At 61.6% G+C, this 18,212-nt stretch carries 23 protein-coding genes and 2 pseudogenes; 3 read left to right on the top strand and 22 right to left on the bottom strand.

Annotation, left to right across the window (positions count from 1 at the left end; all coding sequences use genetic code 11):
• Nucleotides 1-408 precede the first annotated feature (408 nt).
• Nucleotides 409-645: a DegV family protein gene (locus DWV43_RS04295; RefSeq protein WP_117817123.1), complete on the top strand. Its 237-nt coding sequence runs from the start codon at nucleotides 409-411 to the stop codon at nucleotides 643-645.
• Between the two features lie 116 nt (nucleotides 646-761).
• Here DWV43_RS04295 and DWV43_RS04290 read toward each other — a convergent pair whose 3' ends face one another.
• From DWV43_RS04290 to DWV43_RS04255, 8 genes are all read right to left on the bottom strand, one after another.
• Entirely contained in the window at nucleotides 762-1,646 is an 885-nt protein-coding gene (locus DWV43_RS04290) for an ROK family protein (RefSeq protein WP_199569353.1), read from the bottom strand.
• A gap of 79 nt (nucleotides 1,647-1,725) precedes the next feature.
• Nucleotides 1,726-2,850 carry a glycoside hydrolase family 172 protein gene (locus DWV43_RS04285; protein ID WP_172676343.1) on the bottom strand — a complete coding sequence of 375 codons (1,125 nt, stop codon included), beginning with the start codon at nucleotides 2,848-2,850 and terminating at the stop codon, nucleotides 1,726-1,728.
• Between the two features lie 12 nt (nucleotides 2,851-2,862).
• Nucleotides 2,863-3,261, bottom strand: coding sequence for a PTS sugar transporter subunit IIA (locus DWV43_RS04280; RefSeq protein WP_089572475.1), 399 nt, complete (start codon nucleotides 3,259-3,261; stop codon nucleotides 2,863-2,865).
• 26 nt (nucleotides 3,262-3,287) lie between these two features.
• Nucleotides 3,288-4,121, bottom strand: a complete 834-nt coding sequence (locus DWV43_RS04275; protein ID WP_089572476.1) for a PTS system mannose/fructose/sorbose family transporter subunit IID — start codon at nucleotides 4,119-4,121, stop codon at nucleotides 3,288-3,290.
• A gap of 2 nt (nucleotides 4,122-4,123) precedes the next feature.
• Nucleotides 4,124-4,909 (bottom strand): PTS sugar transporter subunit IIC, encoded by a 786-nt coding sequence (locus DWV43_RS04270; RefSeq protein WP_089572477.1) that lies wholly within the window; start codon nucleotides 4,907-4,909, stop codon nucleotides 4,124-4,126.
• Between the two features lie 9 nt (nucleotides 4,910-4,918).
• A complete protein-coding gene (locus DWV43_RS04265; RefSeq protein ID WP_089572478.1) occupies nucleotides 4,919-5,392 on the bottom strand; it encodes a PTS sugar transporter subunit IIB in 474 nt (157 codons plus the stop codon).
• 123 nt (nucleotides 5,393-5,515) lie between these two features.
• Nucleotides 5,516-8,257, bottom strand: coding sequence for a sigma 54-interacting transcriptional regulator (locus DWV43_RS04260; RefSeq protein WP_117817122.1), 2,742 nt, complete (start codon nucleotides 8,255-8,257; stop codon nucleotides 5,516-5,518).
• A 226-nt stretch (nucleotides 8,258-8,483) separates the two neighbouring features.
• Nucleotides 8,484-8,801 (bottom strand): 5'-methylthioadenosine/S-adenosylhomocysteine nucleosidase, encoded by a 318-nt coding sequence (locus DWV43_RS04255; protein ID WP_229026325.1) that lies wholly within the window; start codon nucleotides 8,799-8,801, stop codon nucleotides 8,484-8,486.
• On the opposite strand from DWV43_RS04255, the pseudogene DWV43_RS10330 reads away from it, so the two are divergent.
• Together DWV43_RS10330 and DWV43_RS10325 are read left to right on the top strand one after the other, a co-directional pair.
• Nucleotides 8,758-8,865 (top strand): annotated as a pseudogene (locus tag DWV43_RS10330) (hypothetical protein); the annotation flags it as partial. The gene DWV43_RS04255 and the pseudogene DWV43_RS10330 sit on opposite strands and share 44 nt — an antisense overlap.
• A gap of 292 nt (nucleotides 8,866-9,157) precedes the next feature.
• Nucleotides 9,158-9,259, top strand: coding sequence for an IS3 family transposase (locus DWV43_RS10325; RefSeq protein WP_231501554.1), 102 nt, complete (start codon nucleotides 9,158-9,160; stop codon nucleotides 9,257-9,259).
• Between the two features lie 767 nt (nucleotides 9,260-10,026).
• Here DWV43_RS10325 and rplX read toward each other — a convergent pair.
• From rplX to DWV43_RS04180, 14 genes and pseudogenes are all read right to left on the bottom strand, one after another.
• Entirely contained in the window at nucleotides 10,027-10,332 is a 306-nt protein-coding gene (gene rplX, locus DWV43_RS04245) for a 50S ribosomal protein L24 (RefSeq protein ID WP_006235043.1), read from the bottom strand.
• Nucleotides 10,333-10,345: 13 nt separating this feature from the next.
• On the bottom strand, nucleotides 10,346-10,714 hold the full coding sequence (gene rplN / locus DWV43_RS04240; RefSeq protein WP_006235041.1) for a 50S ribosomal protein L14: 369 nt from the start codon (nucleotides 10,712-10,714) through the stop codon (nucleotides 10,346-10,348).
• Nucleotides 10,715-10,832: 118 nt separating this feature from the next.
• Nucleotides 10,833-11,093: a 30S ribosomal protein S17 gene (gene rpsQ / locus DWV43_RS04235; protein WP_006235040.1), complete on the bottom strand. Its 261-nt coding sequence runs from the start codon at nucleotides 11,091-11,093 to the stop codon at nucleotides 10,833-10,835.
• Between the two features lie 16 nt (nucleotides 11,094-11,109).
• On the bottom strand, nucleotides 11,110-11,325 hold the full coding sequence (gene rpmC, locus DWV43_RS04230) for a 50S ribosomal protein L29 (RefSeq protein WP_006235039.1): 216 nt from the start codon (nucleotides 11,323-11,325) through the stop codon (nucleotides 11,110-11,112).
• A 107-nt stretch (nucleotides 11,326-11,432) separates the two neighbouring features.
• Nucleotides 11,433-11,828 (bottom strand): annotated as a pseudogene (gene rplP / locus DWV43_RS04225) (50S ribosomal protein L16); the annotation flags it as partial.
• Nucleotides 11,828-12,538: a 30S ribosomal protein S3 gene (gene rpsC / locus DWV43_RS04220; RefSeq protein ID WP_006235037.1), complete on the bottom strand. Its 711-nt coding sequence runs from the start codon at nucleotides 12,536-12,538 to the stop codon at nucleotides 11,828-11,830. The pseudogene rplP and the gene rpsC, both read right to left, overlap by 1 nt.
• A 6-nt stretch (nucleotides 12,539-12,544) precedes the next feature.
• Nucleotides 12,545-12,916 carry a 50S ribosomal protein L22 gene (rplV, locus tag DWV43_RS04215; RefSeq protein WP_006235036.1) on the bottom strand — a complete coding sequence of 124 codons (372 nt, stop codon included), beginning with the start codon at nucleotides 12,914-12,916 and terminating at the stop codon, nucleotides 12,545-12,547.
• Nucleotides 12,917-12,930: 14 nt separating this feature from the next.
• Nucleotides 12,931-13,191: a 30S ribosomal protein S19 gene (rpsS, locus tag DWV43_RS04210; protein WP_006235035.1), complete on the bottom strand. Its 261-nt coding sequence runs from the start codon at nucleotides 13,189-13,191 to the stop codon at nucleotides 12,931-12,933.
• A 32-nt stretch (nucleotides 13,192-13,223) separates the two neighbouring features.
• Nucleotides 13,224-14,054 (bottom strand): 50S ribosomal protein L2, encoded by an 831-nt coding sequence (gene rplB, locus DWV43_RS04205; protein ID WP_055250219.1) that lies wholly within the window; start codon nucleotides 14,052-14,054, stop codon nucleotides 13,224-13,226.
• Nucleotides 14,055-14,233: 179 nt separating this feature from the next.
• Nucleotides 14,234-14,521, bottom strand: a complete 288-nt coding sequence (rplW, locus tag DWV43_RS04200) for a 50S ribosomal protein L23 (RefSeq protein WP_117817121.1) — start codon at nucleotides 14,519-14,521, stop codon at nucleotides 14,234-14,236.
• Complete coding sequence (rplD, locus tag DWV43_RS04195; RefSeq protein WP_006235032.1) at nucleotides 14,522-15,148, bottom strand: 50S ribosomal protein L4; 627 nt, start codon at nucleotides 15,146-15,148, stop codon at nucleotides 14,522-14,524.
• A 46-nt stretch (nucleotides 15,149-15,194) separates the two neighbouring features.
• Nucleotides 15,195-15,815 carry a 50S ribosomal protein L3 gene (gene rplC / locus DWV43_RS04190; RefSeq protein ID WP_035137484.1) on the bottom strand — a complete coding sequence of 207 codons (621 nt, stop codon included), beginning with the start codon at nucleotides 15,813-15,815 and terminating at the stop codon, nucleotides 15,195-15,197.
• A 450-nt stretch (nucleotides 15,816-16,265) separates the two neighbouring features.
• On the bottom strand, nucleotides 16,266-16,892 hold the full coding sequence (locus DWV43_RS04185; protein ID WP_117817120.1) for a histidine phosphatase family protein: 627 nt from the start codon (nucleotides 16,890-16,892) through the stop codon (nucleotides 16,266-16,268).
• A gap of 39 nt (nucleotides 16,893-16,931) precedes the next feature.
• A complete protein-coding gene (locus DWV43_RS04180; protein ID WP_233539194.1) occupies nucleotides 16,932-18,086 on the bottom strand; it encodes a cation diffusion facilitator family transporter in 1,155 nt (384 codons plus the stop codon).
• Nucleotides 18,087-18,212: the final 126 nt, after the last annotated feature.

Raw genomic sequence — 18,212 nt, 5'->3', positions numbered from 1 at the left:
AGGCCCGATTTTGCCTCTTGACAATGTCCTGCTCATATTAAAAGGAACGTCCCAAACTGCAGACAGAAAAAGAACGTCCCCAGGCGCCGGCATTTCAAGAGCACTCATTTAAGTCTGTCCCCAATAAGTGCAATCACTCATGTAAGTCTGTCCCCAATGAGTGGGAGCAATCAGAGACTCTTTGCGAGGGAGGCCGGACGTGGCCTTCCTCGTTTTTATTCATGGACTTTAGTCCGTGCCGCACGGCACGCGCGGCATAGAAAGCCACCCGCTCAGCGGGTGGAGGCCAATTTCCGCTACGCGACAAAAACCTTCCCCCTAGCATGAGGATTGTTCAGGTCATCATGCTAGGGGGAAGGTGATTGCTGTGGCCCAGAAAGCCAACAGCCTCGCGCACACGAAATGGCTGTGCAAGTACCGCATCGCACCGAGGCCAAGCTCATCGCCGCCATCGTCGAGAAGCACCCCGAGGTGCGCTTTGCCGCGAGCCGCACCTCGGCCCACGCCGACCTCTACGACCGCATGGAGCAGGCCCTGTGCGAGCGCGTGGCCAACGCGGTGGATGTCGTCCGCTCCGACATCAGCCCCGCGCTTCTTGTCCACACCGGTCCAAACCTCGTGGGTGTGGCGGTCCAGGGACTCTAGTGGAGGCGGGGCGTCCTGCCCCAAAAACAAATGCAAAAGACGAGCACTTCTTGCCGCTCAATTGGCAAGAAGCGCTCGTCTTTTCTTAACGCGTTGTATGGCGGAGAGAGCGCAAGTTACGCGAGCGCCCTTCTTGCCAGCTCGGCCGCGCCGAGGATTCCTTGGTCGCCGCCGAAGCCCGGGGCGCAGATGTAGCTCTCCATGTCCTTAAGCTCGGCGGTCTGGATGTAGCCACCCAGATATTCGAGGGTCTTCTTGCGGACGATGCCGTAGAGCTGCTCCTGGTGCATCACGCCGCCGCCGAGGACGATGCGGCGAGGCGAGTACATGAGCACGAGGTTCGCGCACATCTGCCCCAGATAATCCCCCTCGAGCGCCCACACCTCATCGTTGTCCGCGAGCTCGGCCGCGGGCTTTCCCCAGCGCGCGGCGATGGCGGGGCCGGAGGCGAGCCCCTCGAGACAGCTCGCGTGGCTCGGGCAGACGCAGCGTCCCTCCTCGGTGGGACGGGTCCTTACCAGCATGTGACCGGCCTCGGGGTGCAGCATGCCGTGAAGGAGTCTGCCCGCGCACATGACGCCCGCGCCCACGCCGGTGCCGATGGTCACGTAGACGGCGTCCTCGAGCCCCTTGCAGCAGCCGAAGACCACTTCGCCGAGGCAGGCAACGTTCACGTCCGTGTCGTAGGCCACCGGAATCCCGAGGGCGTCGGCGAACGCGGCGCGAAGACCATGGCCTCGCCACGCGAGCTTGGGCGTCTGGAGGATGGAGCCGTAGCGCTCGTCGTTGGGGTCGACGCAGGTCGGGCCGAAGGCGCCGATGCCCAACGCGTCCACATCGCGGGCGGTGAACCACTCGATCATCTGCGGGACGGTCTCGGCGGGCGTAAGCGTCGGGGTCTCCATGCGGTCGAGGACCTCGCCGTCGCCGGACACCACGGCACAGACCATCTTGGTCCCGCCGGCTTCGAGGGCGCCGAGCCTCATTTGCTTTTCGCTCATGTGATCCTCCTTACAAAGGGACGCCCGCAGTCATGGTCAACCGCGGGCGCCCATAACGTTGGCTTGTTTCGAGGCGACCCTACCTGGGCACGCGGTCCTGCCTTGCGGCAAACGGGGCGAGCACGGCGTGCGGCTCGCTTTGGTACCAGTAGGCGACGGTGGAGATGTCGTCCTCGCGCTCGTAGAGCTTGATGTCGTCGTTGCCGAGGTCCTGGAACGTCACGCGCAGGTCCTCCTTGAACGAGATCGGGTCGGGAAGGTGCCACCTGTAGAGGCCGTGCCTGGGCAGCGCGTCGTCGTTAGTCGCGAGCATCGGATTCGGGTTCGGCTTGCCCGCGCTGAAGCGGTCGCGCGTGGCGTCGCGCGTCGAGCGGTACGGGTAGCCGGCGAACAGCGTGTTGAAGCACTGCGCCTCGGGCAGCGCGTGGGGCGGCCTGTCGAGGAAGGCCCAGGCACCGCCGAAGTAGTCCTCGGCTCCCGTCGAGGTGACCGTGGGGAACTCCTCGTCGCCGTCGAGGAAGAACTTCATCTCGCCCTCGCCCCACCAATAGCGCTCCAGGGCGCACAGGGCCATGTAGGTGCCGACGTAGTAGCCCTTGCCGCGCACGCCGTCGAGCACGGTGTAGTCGACGCCCCTGCGGGTGCTGCGCTCGCGGTTAAAGCGGGCGTGGAAGTACATGGCGTCGTCCGGCACGTCGGTGAGCGCGTAGTTGAACGTGTAGAAGATGTACTTAATGAACCCGGGGTGCTCGCTCGTAAGCGTGACCTTGGCGTGCTTCCTGAAGGGCATCTCGAAGTAGCAGTTCATGCCGCCCGTCGGGTTCACGCAGATGGGCATCGAGTTGACGATGGCGCGCTCACCGAAGCCGTTGCAGAAGAAGTCGCCGACAGGGCACTCGACCGAGGGGGTCTCCTCGTCGTCCCAGTAGAAGCGCAGCACGAGGTCACGCATGACGAAGCTGCCAGCGGCGGTCTTGTCGGGGACGGTCATCCAGATGTGGCGGATGATGCCGGGGCCCTCGATGTCCGCGAGCGTGATGGTCTCGCCGGACTCAAGGGGCACGCAGCACGAGCCCTTGCGGCCGACGCCGAGGTGGCTGGCCGACATGGCGGCGCGGCCCTTCTCGCCCGTGATGTTCTCGGGGGTGATGGCGCGGCTTTCCTCACCGCCGTGCATCCACACGTCCTTAAGGAACTCTCTCATCGTCGACCTCCTCTATTCGTCGTCGTCGCACTCGGCGGAACTGGCACCGTTCACGTAGATGATCTGCTGGCGCGCCTCGTTGACGAGGGCGTCGAAGTCGAGTTTCTCGTCGGGGCGCGCGAGCGCGACCGTCATGGCGAGCGGGAGGTTGACACCCGCGATCACGTGGATCCGGTCGGAGGCGAAGCGGGAAAAGCGCTGGTTCACGCTGCCGCCGTACGCGTCGGTGAGGACGACGACCTCGTCAGTGCCCGAAAGAGCCGCCTCGACCGCCGCGTCGAGCCCCTCGCCGTTGTCGTTCACGTAGGCGCACACGGCGTTGACGGCGTCGCCCTTACCCGTAAGGAACTCGAGGGTGTCCTTGAAGCCCTGGGCGAGAAGGGAATGGCTCGCCACAACTATCTTTCTCATTGATTCACCAATCTCTTGGGTCGAAGCTAGGCGAGGATGCCGGCGGCGGAGGCGACCATCGCGAGGACGATCACCACGAGGATGAGGGCCGTCATGCTCGCGTTCTTCTTGGTAAGAAGGTAATACGCGCTTCCCGTGATGGCGGCGGGGATCATGGCAGGCAGGATCTTGTCGAGCAGCGGCTGAATCTCCATCGCGACGTCGCCGAAGCTGAAGCTAATCGGGCAGGTGACGCCGATGACCGAGGCGATGAGGCAGCCGACCACGGTGAGGCCGAGCACGGAGGCGGCGGCAGTGAGGTTGGGAAGCTTCTCGCTGAAGTCGGTGACGAGCTTCACGCCCTGCTTGTAGCCGAACTCGAGGGCGTGCATGCGGACCCAGAAGATGGCCAGGATGAGCGCGAACCAGATGCCGGCTCCCACGGGGTTGCCCTCGATGGCCATGTAGGCGGCGATGGAGCCCATGATGGTCGGGATCATGGTCATGAGCAGGGAGTCGCCGACGCCGGCGAGCGGTCCCATGGTGCCGATCTTCAGGTCTTGGACGGCGTCCGCCGCCGCTAGGCCGTCGCGCTCCTCCATGGCCACGCAGGCGCCAAGGATGATGGCGGCGAGCCAAGGCTGGGTGTTGTAGTAGCGGAAGTGGTTGTTGAGCGCTTGCTTATAGTCCTCGTCGTTCGTATAGATCTTCCTCAGGACCGGCGAGAGGGCGTAGGCGACTGAGGCGCCCTGCTGGGTCTGGTAGTTGAAGGTGCACACGCTCATGAGCCAGCGCCAGTTCGCGTTGCGTAGGTCCTTCTTGGTGACCTTGTAGCCGGAGGGCTTGCCCTCGGCGACGGCGGTGATGTTCTCGTTTTCCATGGTTACTCATCCTCTCCGATGAAGGCGTCTGCGGAAGCGTGGGCGGCGAGCTCGGTGTCCCTCTCGGCACGCTGGTAGAACGCAATCGCGAGGGCAACGCCGACGATGGCGGCGCCGATGATGGGCACGTTCAGGAAGGCCGAGAGGAAGAAGCCGGCGAGCAGGTACTGGAAGTACTTGGCGGTTGGCATGTAGCGGAGCAGCATGGCGATACCGACGGCCGGGAGCATCTTGCCGGCGAGGGTGAGGCCGGAGAGGAACCACTGGGGCATGACCTCGAGGAGCCAGTTGACGGCGGGCTGGCCGAGCGTCACGGAGACAAAGACGGGCAGGGCGGCGCACAGGCCGAAGAGCGCGGGGCAGACCCACAGGATGGCGTTCATCTGATTGAACTTACCCTCGTTGCAGAACTTCTGGGACTTCTCGACGACAAAGCCGTTGAGGATCTTGGCGACGACGTCGAGCTGGATGCCGAGCATGCCGACCGGCAGGCCGATGGCGAGGCCCGTGTCGGAGCCCAGGGTCACGCCGTAGGCGGTGGCGATGATGGCCATCGTGCCGTAGTCGGGAATGGAGGAGCCGCCGAAGCCCGCGACGCCGAGCTGCATGAGCTGAATGGTGCCGCCGATGACAAGGCCGGTCTTCCAGTCGCCCATGACGACTCCGGTGATGAGGCCCCAGAAAACGGCGTAATTGACGAAGATCATCGGGATGCCGTAGTAGTCCACGTGCTTGATGAAGGCCAGCAGGGTCAAAAGGACGACCTGCAGGATAGTGAAGTTGACCATATTTCCCCCTTAGATGAGGTCTGCGACGGAGACGGGCTTGTCGGCGGGCACGAACTGGGCCGTCACCTTGACGCCACGGGCGATGAGCGCCTTGTAGCTCTGGACGTTCTCGGCGGAGGCGTAGGCGCGCTGGGTGAGCTGGATGCCGTCCTCCTTGACGAGCGAGCCGCCGACGACCAGCGACGGGAGCTCGACGCCCGACTCGACCAGGCGAAGCATCGTCTCGGGCTCCTTGGCGATGACGAAGACCTTCTCGCGGTCGTACTTGCCCGCGGCGAAGTTCTTGAGCGCGGTCTGCTCGGAGATGATCGAAACGGCCATGCCCGCGGGGCGCGCCATCCTCATGGTGGACTTCAGGACCTCGTCGCCGGCGACCTTGTCGTCGATGACCATGACTCGGGTCGCGCCCGACACCGGGGCCCACTGCGTCACGATGATGCCGTGAAGCAGGCGATTGTCGATTCGTGCCATAACAACACTCATATTTGCTCCTATCAAATGAAGTTTTGCGTTCGGTACTGCCTCGGCGCTATCCGGATTCGCGCCGGGCAAGGGGTTATCGGATTATTGAGGACGCGCGGTCAGCTTGCGGCGGCGCGGGGAAGGTCACTCGTCGAGCAGGAGGTCCGAGGAGCCGAGGCGCTCTTCTCGCGCCGGGGCGGCGCTCGCGCTTATGTAGTCGAAGACATATGCGATCTCGCTTACGGGAACCTCTACGCGATAGCGCGTCGAGATGCTCGAGAAGCTCTGCCTGAAGGACTCGATGAAATCGGCGCGTTCCTCCTCGAAGCGGTCCTGGCCAACGTAGGTCTCAATGGGGTTTCTGGTAACAAGGCGCTCGACGAGACAGCAGAGGTGAACGTAGGGCCCAATGATGGCGTTGCTGCCGATCTTCTCGCATGTCCTACGCTGAAGCTCGTGCACGGCGCTCTCGATCTCATGGAATAGCCGCTCCGGGTCGAGGATGGTGATGGAGCGGATGACGTTCTGCAGCGTCATGTTCGAGAGCAGCTTCTCGTGGAAAGAAGAGAGCTCGGAAGCGTCAAGCCACCTGCCGAACACGGCATCAACCTTAGAGGCGGACGCCGTCGACATGATGTCCTCGAGGGCGACGAAGGGGACGGAGGCGACCCCGGGGTCTCCCGTGCCGATGACGGCGCAGACGCGGTGCTCGGAGAAAACGGCGTCGTTCGACCCGTTCGCGACGAGCTGCTTGAAGGGCCTCGTGAGCAGGCGCGCGCCTATGGTGCGCGGGAGGCTCTGCGAGACGAGCTGGCGTATCCTCTCCGCGGCGTCGACCCCGGACTCGGAGCAGAAGACGATGGCGTCCTCACGGTTGACGCGCTCGATCACCTTGCAGTGCGTCACGCACGCGGCGGTCGCATCGCCAAGAACCTCGGCGATGGACTTGCCGCCGAGCAGCCCGACCCCGATCTCGAGCGCAAGACCGGTAGAGACGTTGTTCACCACGCCGATAGTGGAGTCGGTAACGTTCTCGAGGGCCTTATAGGCCTCCTCCAAGGAGCCCATGTCGACGAGGAACACGACCCCGGTGCAGTAGGAATGGCGGTCGACGAGGCGCTGGAGCGGACCGACGATGTCCTTCAGCTGCTGGTCGTAGGGCATGTCGACAGCCTCGTACACATGCATGCCGAGCATACGGTTCGCCGCGTCGGCGATGCTCGTCGCCGTTGAGTAGCCGTGGGACAAGATGACGCAGAGCGTCCGAAGGGCCTTCGCATCGCGAGACTCCGATGCGACGCACAGCGTCAGAAGCGTCTTCGTGAAGTGATCGAGCGAGATTCCCAGCGCCCCTTCCACGTCTGCGGCGACCTGATCGGAGACACTCGAGGCAAACGGCAATTCGGAGGTCACGGCACCGAGGAGATGGGAGATTTGCTCCGCACAGGCAGACTTTCGCTTAGCCAGGCCGATACCCGGCCACAACTGCAGGCAAATCTCCTGGGCCAGTAGAAAAGCGACCTTCCTCGAAAGCTCGATGCCATAAGAAGAGCCTGCGTCGGCAAGGACCGCGCCCACGACGCGCTCGAAGGCGCGCGACCTCGAGGAGGCGACGCCGTGGTCGAAGATCAAGTGATCCTCAACGCCGCGCACAGCGGAGACAGCTTGCGAGACAAGCTCGGAGACAGAGAGCTCCCCGGCGCAGAATCGCTCATCGAGGGAGCACAGGGCATCGAGCGCCTGCTCGACCGGCCCTGTGCTCTCGGCGGCATCCAGAGACGCGTCGATCAGAACGCCATCGTCGGGCTGTTGATCGATCTGCGCGGAGGAGAGGAGCCCGCTGGGAAGAAGATACGGGCGAACGACGACGTAGTCGCCCTCGCGATTGAGGAACGCTTTGGCACAGCAGTTCGTCACGCAGGCGCGCAAGCCGGCGATGTTATCGGAAAAGTCCGCGTTCACGAGGCAACGGTATGCGCCGCGGCTGATCTTCACATCAGAACCGATTCGGCACCCCTCGCTGCGCAGGAAGCTCAAGATGAGATCCTCGCGCTCCTCGGGGGTCCGCTCCTTGAGTGAGGGGACGCGGGCACAGATGGGCATTTTGCTGTAGGCCGAGGAAACCTTCAGGTCATCGGCGGAAAGCGTCGTCGAAAGAACGAGGCGAGCGCGCGGCGCATCCTGGGAGGCATCGAGCCCGAGGGCCGTCGCAAGGCAGTGCTCCATCGCAGAGGGAGAGAGTGCCTCGATGCCGTTGACAAAGACCACACCCCCGCGCGCTTTCGCGATCGACTCGTTAAGAAGCCCGTTGAACGAGGCGGCGTCCGGGACCCCGGCGCAGTCGATGCGCACATAGGAGGAGTCGCGGGACAGCAAGCCCTGGTTCTTGCCGTACTCGTACACAAGGCGAGAAAGGAAAGACTTACCGACACCCACGCCGCCGCTCAAGAGGATGGGCAGGCCAAACGGAGGGTACTGAACCGCAGCCTTGCACTGCTCGACAACGGAGCTGAGGCTCATGTCGAAGCCCACGGCACGCGCGAAGTCGCGGTGATCGGCGATTCCCGTCGCCTGGATGAGGTCGGCGAGCGAGGCGTACTCGCTTGCAGAGAGCTTTACCTGAAAACGCTTCTGGAACGCGCGGCGATGAAAATAACGGACAGGCCTGCCCGCCACCTTAACCACAAGACCGGCGCGAACAAGGTCGTTGAGGTACTGGCTCGCCAGGCTCCTGGAGATGATGAGCGTCTCGGCGATGTCGGAGGTGGACAGACGGGCAAGGTCGTCGAGCGAGACGGCAGAGGTGAGGGCCTCGAGATGCTCGAGAATCCTGTCCCTCATGTCGACGGGTTTCTTTGCCAAGCTGTCCTGTGTGGTCTTGTCCATGACTTCTTACCTCCTCGTACAAGGAGTATAAGGGGAGAACAGAGAACGGAAGGGGGCGCGTGGGGGAATCAACAGCTCCGAGGAAAAGTCCACCACTTGAGGGGCAGAAAACAACGGCCATTGAACATTCAGGGCCGACGCTCAACACTTCGGCTCGACACTTCGCTTTGGAAAGGGCCCGGCGCGCCGGGGTCCCAACATAAAGAAGGGCCCCGGCGCGCAGGGCCTAAAGCTTAACCATGCGCGCGGCGATGCGGGCGCAGTCGCAGGCGGCCTTCTTCTCGAAGGTGTTGTAGTCGACGACCCGGCCCTCGGCGCAGGGCTTGTCGCTGATGGCGCGCACGACGACGAGGGGCACGCCGTTGAGATAAGCGGCCTGCGCGATGGTGCAGCCCTCCATCTCGCAGCACAGGTCGCCGAAGGTCGCGAGGATTCGCTCCTTCTGTTCCGCGGGCGAGACGAACTGGTCGCCGGAGACGACGCGGCCCTTGAGGACCTTAATGTCGGGGGCGACGGCGGCCGCGGCGGCGCACGCCGCCAGCAAGGGCCGGAACGGATCGCGCAAGATCAAGGCGTCGCCCGGGAGGTCGGGCGTTACCGTCAGCCGGCGCCGCGTCTGCCGCATCATGAGGGAGAACGGCCTGGCCGGCGCATACGGCAGGAAGAGGTTCAAGGTGCACCCCGGGGCGGTCAACGAGGCCGACGTGTCGAACGTCGTCGCGCGCGGCTTCGGCGGCAGGGCGCCGTGCACCCATATATGCAGCGACTTGGCCTGCGTGCGCGTCGGGGCGTCGTGGAACTACGTCTGCCTGCTCGTCGACCTCTGCAACGGGGAGATCGTCGGCCACTCCGAAGGACCGAGGAGGGACGCGCGAGCTCCGAGTCAAGCTCTTGGATTACGTGCACTGGTACAACAACTTCAGGATCCACTCGACGCTGGGCTACATGTCGCCGGTCGAGTTCAGGGAGGCGGGGCCGTCCCTCCCGGAATCGTCCAAATAAGTGTTGCCAATCCATAGCCAATCCAGCCATCATCTTCGCGAAGGCGGACGTCAGGAAAAGCTCGGCTTGAGCTCGGTCGGACGCGGTCTGTGGGGCATCATTCAGGCTCAGGGGGTCTCCTTGTCTTCTTCGGTCGCAACCTGAATGATAGGGACGGCCCCTTCTCTCTTTCCCCTTCGTTTTCGACGCGTCACCCTCTCGGCGGGCTTAAGGCCCGCGCTCGCGGGTGCAGGGGCTACGCCCAAACCCCAAAAACGTAACGCCGTGCTCGAAGCGTTTCCGGACGTCAGCGTAATCTCAAATCCCGTTCGTCAACTCATGGGCAAGCCACCTGAGACTACTCATTTCTCCTACTGGCAATGAAGACCTGCGACCTGCAGTTTTGCAAACTGCTTGAAAGCCACATGCGTTGATTCACTTCCTATTGCAGCTGGCGGCTTGCACGCGAAAAGGCATTTAAGTTTCAAAACGGGCGTTTTCGGCGCTATCGAGCCTCCAAAGGCATCCCGCCGCGCCCTTTGGGACAAAAACAAAAACTCAAAGCCCTGAGTTCGAAAATAGTTTTTGGAGTTGTCCCGACTTTTGTCCCCGAAGCCGACGAAACGCGACAGGGTATCACCTGGCGGCACTCGATTCGAGACGGCACCGAAAACTGGATGCAACCGGAATGACGGGACGGCAGAACCGAAGCCATCGAGTGGGGATAGAAAAAGGCCCGGGTGCCGTGGCATCCGGGCCTTTGCTAGCAACTTGATGTTGCGGGCAGCTTAGAACTTGTGGCCGCACTTCTTGCAGACGCGCAGCTTGTTCTTGCCGTCCTTCTCGTGACCGACGCGGGTAACCTTACCGCACTCGGGGCAGACGAGATTGACGTTGGAGGCGTCGATGGGAGCCTCCTGCGAAACGATGCCGCCCTGCTGGTTGGCAGCGTTGGGCTTGACGGCCTTCTTGACGACCGAAACGCCCTCGACAACGACCTTGTTCTCGGCGGGGAGAGCACGCAGGACAACGCCCTGCTTGCCGCGATCCTTACCAGAGAGAACCTGGACCTTATCGCCCTTCTTGATATACATATATCTCCCCTAACTACAGGGTCTCGGGAGCGAGCGAGACGATCTTCATGTACTTCTTGTCACGAAGCTCGCGAGCGACGGGCCCGAAGATACGGGTGCCGACGGGCGAACCATCGTTGTTGATGACAACACAGGCGTTCTCATCAAAGCGAATGTAGGAGCCATCCTTGCGGCGGATCTCCTTAACGGTGCGAACGACGACGCAACGGACAACGTCCTTCTTCTTGACGTTGGCGCCAGGGGTAGCCTCCTGGACAGCACCGATGAACACATCGCCGATGCCTGCATAACGACGCTTGGAACCGCCAAGCACCTTGATGCAGCGAATCTTGCGAGCGCCGGAGTTGTCGGCGACGTTCAGCATGGTTTGCATCTGAATCATGGTAGATGTTCCTCCGAACTAAGAACCGAAGAGAGGTGCGCAGCCTGTATACGGCCCGTGGTATGCAAGCCAGGCATACGCACATCTTCGGAAACGTACAAGTCGTAAGAGCGACTGCTTATTTAGCGCGCTCGACGACCTCGATGAGGCGCCAACGCTTCATCTTGGACATAGGACGGGTCTCCATAACGCGGACGGTGTCGCCCACGCCAGCCGTGCACTCCTCGTCGTGAGCGTGCAGCTTCTTGGAGCTGGTCATCATCTTGCCGTACTTGGGGTGACGCTTGCGCTCGGTGATGGTGACAACAATGGTCTTGGCACCGGAGACGGAGGTAACGACACCCGTACGGACCTTACGCGAGTTACGCGAATCAGTCATGTTCTCTCCTTAGGTCCTACTCGGCGACAGCGGACTTCTCCGCTGCGATCTCGCGGGCGCGCTGCTCCGTGAGGACGCGAGCGATGTCCTTCTTCACGGTGTTGACGCGAGCGGTGTTGTCCAGCTGGCTGGTGGCCATCTGGAAACGAAGGTTAAAGAGCTCGGCGCGCATTTCCTTCAGCTTCTCAACGAGCTGAGCGTCCGAGAGCTCACGAATCTCTGCGGGCTTCATTAGTTCTCCTCCTTGGCGGCGGCGGCGTCCTCAGCAGCCCACTTGGCCTCGAGAGCGGCCTCCTCAGCCATCTCCTTCTCGATGCGCTGCTCAGCGTTCTTGGCAGCAACAATCTTGGTCTTGATGGGAAGCTTGTGCTGTGCAAGACGCAGAGCCTCGCGAGCGACCTCCTCGGGCACGCCCTTGACCTCGAACATGATGCGGCCGGGCTTGACGACGGCCACCCACTCCTCGGGATTTCCCTTACCAGAACCCATGCGAGTCTCGGCAGGCTTCTTGGTGATGGGCTTATCGGGGAAGATCGTGATGTAGACACGACCGCCACGCTTCATGTAGCGGGTCATGGCAATACGAGCGGCCTCGATCTGACGGTTGGTGATCCAATGGGCCTCGAGAGCCTGGATACCAAACTCGCCGAAATGCAGCTCGGTATTACCCTTGGCCTGGCCCTTCATGGAGCCACGCTGCACCTTGCGGTGAAGAATACGCTTAGGGGCAAGCACTACTGACCCCTCCTCTCGGAGTTACGACGACGAGGACGGGAAGAGCCCTCGAGTGCAGGGTTGGGAACAGGCTGGCCCGGGAGCTTCTCGCCCAGGTAGATCCAGACCTTCACGCCGCAAGCGCCCATGGTGGTGCTGGCGACAGCCGTGCCGTAGTCGATCTTGGCACGGAGGGTGTGCAGAGGCACGCGACCCTCGCGGTACCACTCACGACGGCCCATCTCGGCACCGCCGAGACGACCGGAGCACTGGATACGGATGCCCTTAGCGCCGGCCTTGCGGGCAGACTGGACAGCCTTGCGCATAGCGCGACGGAAGGCAACGCGGCCCTCGAGCTGCTCGGCGATAGACTGAGCAACGAGGTTGGCGTCGAGCTCGGGGCGCTTGATCTCGACAACGTCGACGGAGAGCTGGCCCTTGGAGACGCCAGCGACCTTCTCGAGCTCGGTGCGGAGGGTATCGATCTCGGCACCCTTCTTACCGATGACAACGCCGGGGCGAGCGGTGAGGATGATGACCTTCACCTTGTCGCCAGCGCGCTCGATCTCGACGCGGGAGACAGCTGCGCGGGAAAGACGCTTCTCGAGGTACTTGCGGATCTCGAGATCGTTACCGAGGGTCTTAGCGTAATCCTTCTCTGCGAACCAGCGGGAGCGCCAGTTCTCGGTGATGCCAAGACGGAAGCCGGTGGGGTAGACTTTCTGACCCATACAGCTTTACGCCTCCTTTCGAGGAGCAACGACGACGGTGATGTGGGAAGTACGCTTCAGAATGCGAGAAGCGGAACCCTTGGCGCGGGGACGGATGCGCTTAAGCGTCGGACCCTCGTCAACATAGGCAGCGGCGACAACCAGGTTGTCGGCACGCAGACCGTTGTTGTTCTCGGCGTTCGCAACGGCGGAACGGAGAACCTTCTCGACATCCACGGCGACGGCGCGGTCGCAGAAGTGGAGGATGTCGAAGGCCTGAGCGACAGGCTTGCGGCGGATCAGATCGACCACCAGGCGGGCCTTGCTGGGGGAAACACGCACGTACTTAGCGACGGCGCGAACCTCGGTGGCCTCAGTTTCAATAGACTTAGTTGCCATTTACGGTTAACCCCCTATTTGGCCTTGTGGCCACGGAACGTACGAGTCGGCGCGAACTCGCCGAGCTTGTGACCAACCATGGACTCGGTAACATACACGGGCACATGCTTGCGGCCGTCGTGGACGGCGATGGTGTGACCAACCATCTCGGGGAAGATGGTGGACGCGCGGGACCAGGTCTTCACGACGTCCTTCTTGCCAGCCTCGTTCATCGCGGTGATACGCGAGAGAAGGCGAGTCTCCACGAACGGGCCCTTTTTGAGACTTCTGCTCATAAGTGCTTTCTCCTAAAACTCGGTATCCGAAATTACTTCTTACGGCGACGAATGATGTGCTGGTTCGAGACCTTCTTCTTCTTGCGCGTACGAAGGCCCTTCGTCGGCTTACCCCAGGGGGTAACAGAGGGACGACCAGAGGTGTGGTTCTTGCCCTCGCCACCGCCGTGCGGGTGGTCGACAGGGTTCATGACGGTACCGCGGACGGTCGGGCGCACGTTCATGTGACGCTTACGGCCGGCCTTGCCGATGACGATGTTGGCGTGATCGGCGTTGCCGACCTCACCGACGGTGGCGCGGCAGGTAACGAGGATGCGGCGCATCTCGGAGGAAGGCATACGGACGATAGCGTACTTGCCCTCCTTACCCATCAGCTGGCAGGAATTACCGGCGGAACGGGCGATAGCAGCGCCCTTGCCCGGCTGGAACTCGACGGCGTGGATGAGCGTACCGACGGGGATGTCGGCGAGGGGCAGAGCGTTGCCCGGCTTGATGTCGGCGTCAGAACCGGACATGATGGTCTGACCGACCTCGAGGCCCTTGGGGGCCAGGATGTAGCGCTTCTCACCGTCAGCGTAGTGCAGCAGAGCGATGCGAGCGGAACGGTTCGGATCGTACTCGATCGTGGCAACCTTGGCGGGCACGCCGTCCTTGTTGCGCTTGAAGTCGATCACGCGGTAACGACGCTTCACGCCGCCGCCCTGGTGGCGGGTGGTGATGCGGCCGTTGTTGTTACGACCGGCCTTCTTGGGCAGGGGCTCGAGAAGAGACTTCTCGGGCTTGGTGCAGGTGATCTCGGAGAAATCGGAGATCGTCTGCCAACGCCTACCAGCGGAGGTCGGCTTAAGGTGCTTTACAGCCATTACAATCCCTTTCAATAGGAATCCGTTAGCCATCGCAGACAGGGATTCGAGGTTCTGCCTCGGGTGCGATGACACCGGACGTATACACGGTTCCGGGCGTGTCCATTTTATACGCCCGAAACCTTGAGCTCTCGCCTCCCCTATTTGGGAGGCATGAGCTCACTCAACAGCAGCGAGTCTTAGGCCTGGTTGCCAAAGACCTCGATGGTGTCGCCCTCGGCCAGCGTGACGATGGCCTTCTTCCAAGAACGGGTCTTGCCGGCGACATAGCGCACGCGCTTGGTCTTGGGCTTGACCGTCAAGGTGTTCACGCGAACGACCTTGACGCTGAAGATCTCCTCGACAGCGTCCTTGATCTGATACTTGTTAGCATCCTTGGCGACCTCGAACGTGTACTTGTTCTGCTCCATGCCGGAGAAGGAACGCTCGGACACGATCGGACGGATGATGATCTCGTGGGCGGTCATTTATGCAAGCACCTCCCCGAAGTGAGCGGCGATGTCGGCGGGCATCAGCACAGCGTTGTTGTTGACGAGATCGTAGGTGTTGGCCTCGTCAGCGGTGATGATGAACGTCTTGGGAATATTGCGGAACGACAGGTAGGCGTTGACGTCCTCATCGCGAACGATGATGGTCAGACGCTTGCCCTCAAGGCCAAGAGCCTTGAGCATGGCAACGGCAGCCTTGGTGGAAGGCTTCTCGAAGCCGTAGTCGTCGACGAGCACGAGCTCGCCATCGGCCAGCTTGGCGGACAGCGCGGAGCGCATAGCCAGCTTGACCTCCTTGTTGTTCATACGCTTAGCGTAGGAACGGGGCTTGGGGGCGAAGACAACGCCACCGTGACGCCACTGGGCAGCACGGATGGAACCCTGGCGGGCACGGCCGGTGCCCTTCTGACGCCAAGGCTTCTTGCCGCCACCGGAAACCTCAGAGCGGCCCTTAGCGGACTGGGTGCCCTGACGCCAAGAGGCCATCTGGCACTTGACGATGTGGTGCATAACGTGGATGTTCGGCTCGATGCCGTACACCTCAGCGGCGAGCTCGGCCTCGGCGACCTTCTTGCCCTCGCTGTTCTTTACTTCAAACTTTGCCATTTAAGTGTTCTCCTTGGTATGACGCTGGGCTAAATGGGCTGGGCCCTTAGGCCATACGGATGGCGACGAGACCATTCTTGGCACCCGGGACAGCGCCCTTGACCAAGATGAGGTTCTGCTCGGCATCGATGCGGACAACGGAAAGGTTCTTGACGGTAACGCGCTCGTTACCCATGTGACCGGCCATCTTGACGCCCTTGAGGACGCGCGCAGGATAGGCGCACTGACCGATAGAACCGGGGTGACGCTGGAAGTGAGAACCATGCGTCATAGGACCGCGGCGCTGACCCCAGCGCTTGATGCGACCCTGGAAGCCCTTACCCTTGGAGGTACCGATGACGTCGACCTTCTCGACATCAGCGAAATCAGCGACGGTGACGACCTCGCCGACCTTGTGCTCCTCGCCGTTCTCGACGCGGACCTCACGAAGGAAGCGGACAGGCTCGACGCCAGCCTTGGCGAAGTGACCAGCCATGGGCTTGTTCACGTTCTTGGCCTTGATGTCGCCGAAACCGATCTGGACGGCGTCATAGCCGTCGGTTGCCTGAGTTTTAACCTGCGAGACAGCGCAGGGGCCAGCCTGGATGACCGTGACGGGAACGACGTTATCGTCCTCGTCCCAAACCTGGGTCATGCCAATCTTGCGGCCGAGAATCATGCTGATCAAGATATGATCCCAACTCTCGCGTGGTCTTGGGACAATGCGTACACCACCGAGCGTACGCCCCTAGAGGACCACTACTTACACGACGTGCTCCCCAGTCTTGTATTGCGCCCGGACTACCTGACAACCCTATTAAGCAGGCATTTTGTCCAGCCAGAATACTCCCCTGGTTTCACACAGCTGTTTAGTATACACGGCTGCGGGCGTATCCATCGAGATTCATATTTCACTCACATTGTTTACGCAGGTAAAGTGCGTGGATGGCTCCCGAGCACGGCGGAGGGCCGGAGAAATATATTAAGGTCCCTGCTCTACAGTCCTGCGCAAGACGGAGAGCACATTAAGTGCTCTCCTTTGCGTGCGGAACTCGCGATGACCTTAATATATTTCTCCGGCCCTCCGCCGTGCTCGGGAGACGACACGTTGATGTCTGCTTAACTCTGCTCGCTCAGGCTAATGACTTTGTTGGGGGTCCACTATTTGCTGGAGGGTGAACTTGCATTGCATTGGCTCGCCCTCTACTTGTGGCTCCGCCTCATCAAAATCGAAAATCATAATGGCGCAGTTGGGGAGTTTTGTTGGGAGCTCGAAGCCCTCTGGGGCTGCAGCCTTGATGAATTGGCGGCTGGCGCTGCCGTGGCTTACTGCTAGGAGGGTTTCGATGCCCTCGGCGCCCATGAGATTGGTGAGGGTGCCCACCATGCGCTCCTGCAGGGCATGGCTTCCTTCTCCGCCAAATGGGATCAGGTCCTCGCCGGGGTCCCAGACGTCGGTGGGTAGGGCGTCGTGGGGGCCTTCTTCGAAGGTGCCGTAGCTGCGCTCGATGATGCCTTCGCAGGGCTCGACTGCTGTGTCCGGGCCGAGGAGCTCGCATGCGACGAGCTGAGCCGTGTCCATGGCTCGGTCTAAGGGCGAAGAGACCACTTTGTCGGGGACGACGCCGTGGGCTTTGAGCCATGCGGCTGCCATTCCCGCTTGCTTGCGGCCCAGATCGGTCAACGGAGAATCGCAGCGGCCCTGGACGAGCTTTTTAACGTTGAATTCTGTCTGACCGTGGCGGAGTAGATATAGACGCTTCATGCTCTCCCCTTCTGTATAACTTGCTTTGCTGGCACAGCCCTACTCGTGGGTATGGCCTACGTAGTCTTCGTCGATCGTGATCTTGGCGACCGACTTGGGATATTCCGATTCGACCCGTTTCGCCAGCGCGCGCTTCAGGTCCTCGGCGCTCATCGCCAAATCCGAGGGACGTACGCAGTCAAAGATCACGTTGGTATGCGTGGGGCCCGGAACACAGCGTAGGTCGTGGATCGAGAGGCGGCTATCAATCTCTTGAGCCATAGCGTTGATGCGCAAGCGCATGCTCGCCACTTTGGGGTCGTCGGTCACGATGGGGTCGTAATGGAGCGTGACGATCATGCCGTCTTCGTTCCTAAACGACTGCTCGATGTTATCGAGCGTGTCGTGGCTTTCCAGCGGGCTTGCCTCGGCCGCCATCTCGGCGTGCGCGCTTGCAAACTTCCTGCCCGGACCGTAATCGTGAACCATTAGGTCATGAACACCCAAAACGCCGGGGTAGCTCATGATCTTGTCTCGAATGTGCTTGACCAGCTTTGGATCGGGTGCCTGGCCCAAAAGCGGGCTCACCGTATCCTGGATGAGCTCAAAGCCGCTCCAGCCAATATAGGCGCCAACGGCAAGGCCGACCCATGCGTCAAGATTGATGTGCGTCACCTGCGAAACAATTGCGCACGCCAGCACAGCACCCGTAGCTAGGACATCGTTCTTTGAGTCCCGAGCGGTCGCATGCAGCGTCTCGGACTCAATGCGATCGCCGAGCTTTTGGTTGAGGGCCGCCATCCAGAGCTTAACAATCATCGAAAGCACCAAGACTGCCACCAGGGCAAGCGAGAACTCGACAGGTTCGGGGTGGATGATGCGCTCAACCGAGGACTTCACCAGCTCAACGCCAATCAGCAGCACGAGCGCCGCCACGACCAGACCCGAGAGATACTCGTAGCGGCCATGTCCGTAAGGATGCTCGGGGTCGGCCGGCTTGCCCGCCAGCTTAAAGCCAAGCACGCTCACGATGTTCGAGCTGGCATCGGACAGGTTGTTCATGGCGTCCGCCACAATCGAAACCGATCCCGACAGCACGCCAATTGCACCCTTCGCAGCGCAAAGCGCAACATTGGCGAGAATACACACTATGCCCGTCAACGTTCCCACGCGCGCACGGTCGCCCTGCGCACGACGAACAATCCACTCGACCATCCTCATCAGTCCCCACGGTACTACCTATATATCTATTGCTCAAACGGATTGTAGTGTAGCCACTTTGTCCTCCAGATACAAAAAGGCCGCAGCCCACACGGGCCGCAGCCTTGGAATATGACAAAG

Origin of the sequence: Collinsella sp. AF05-9 (assembly GCF_003465595.1) — a bacterium.
Lineage (GTDB): Bacteria > Actinomycetota > Coriobacteriia > Coriobacteriales > Coriobacteriaceae > Collinsella.
This window is presented reverse-complemented; position numbering and strand designations above follow the sequence as displayed.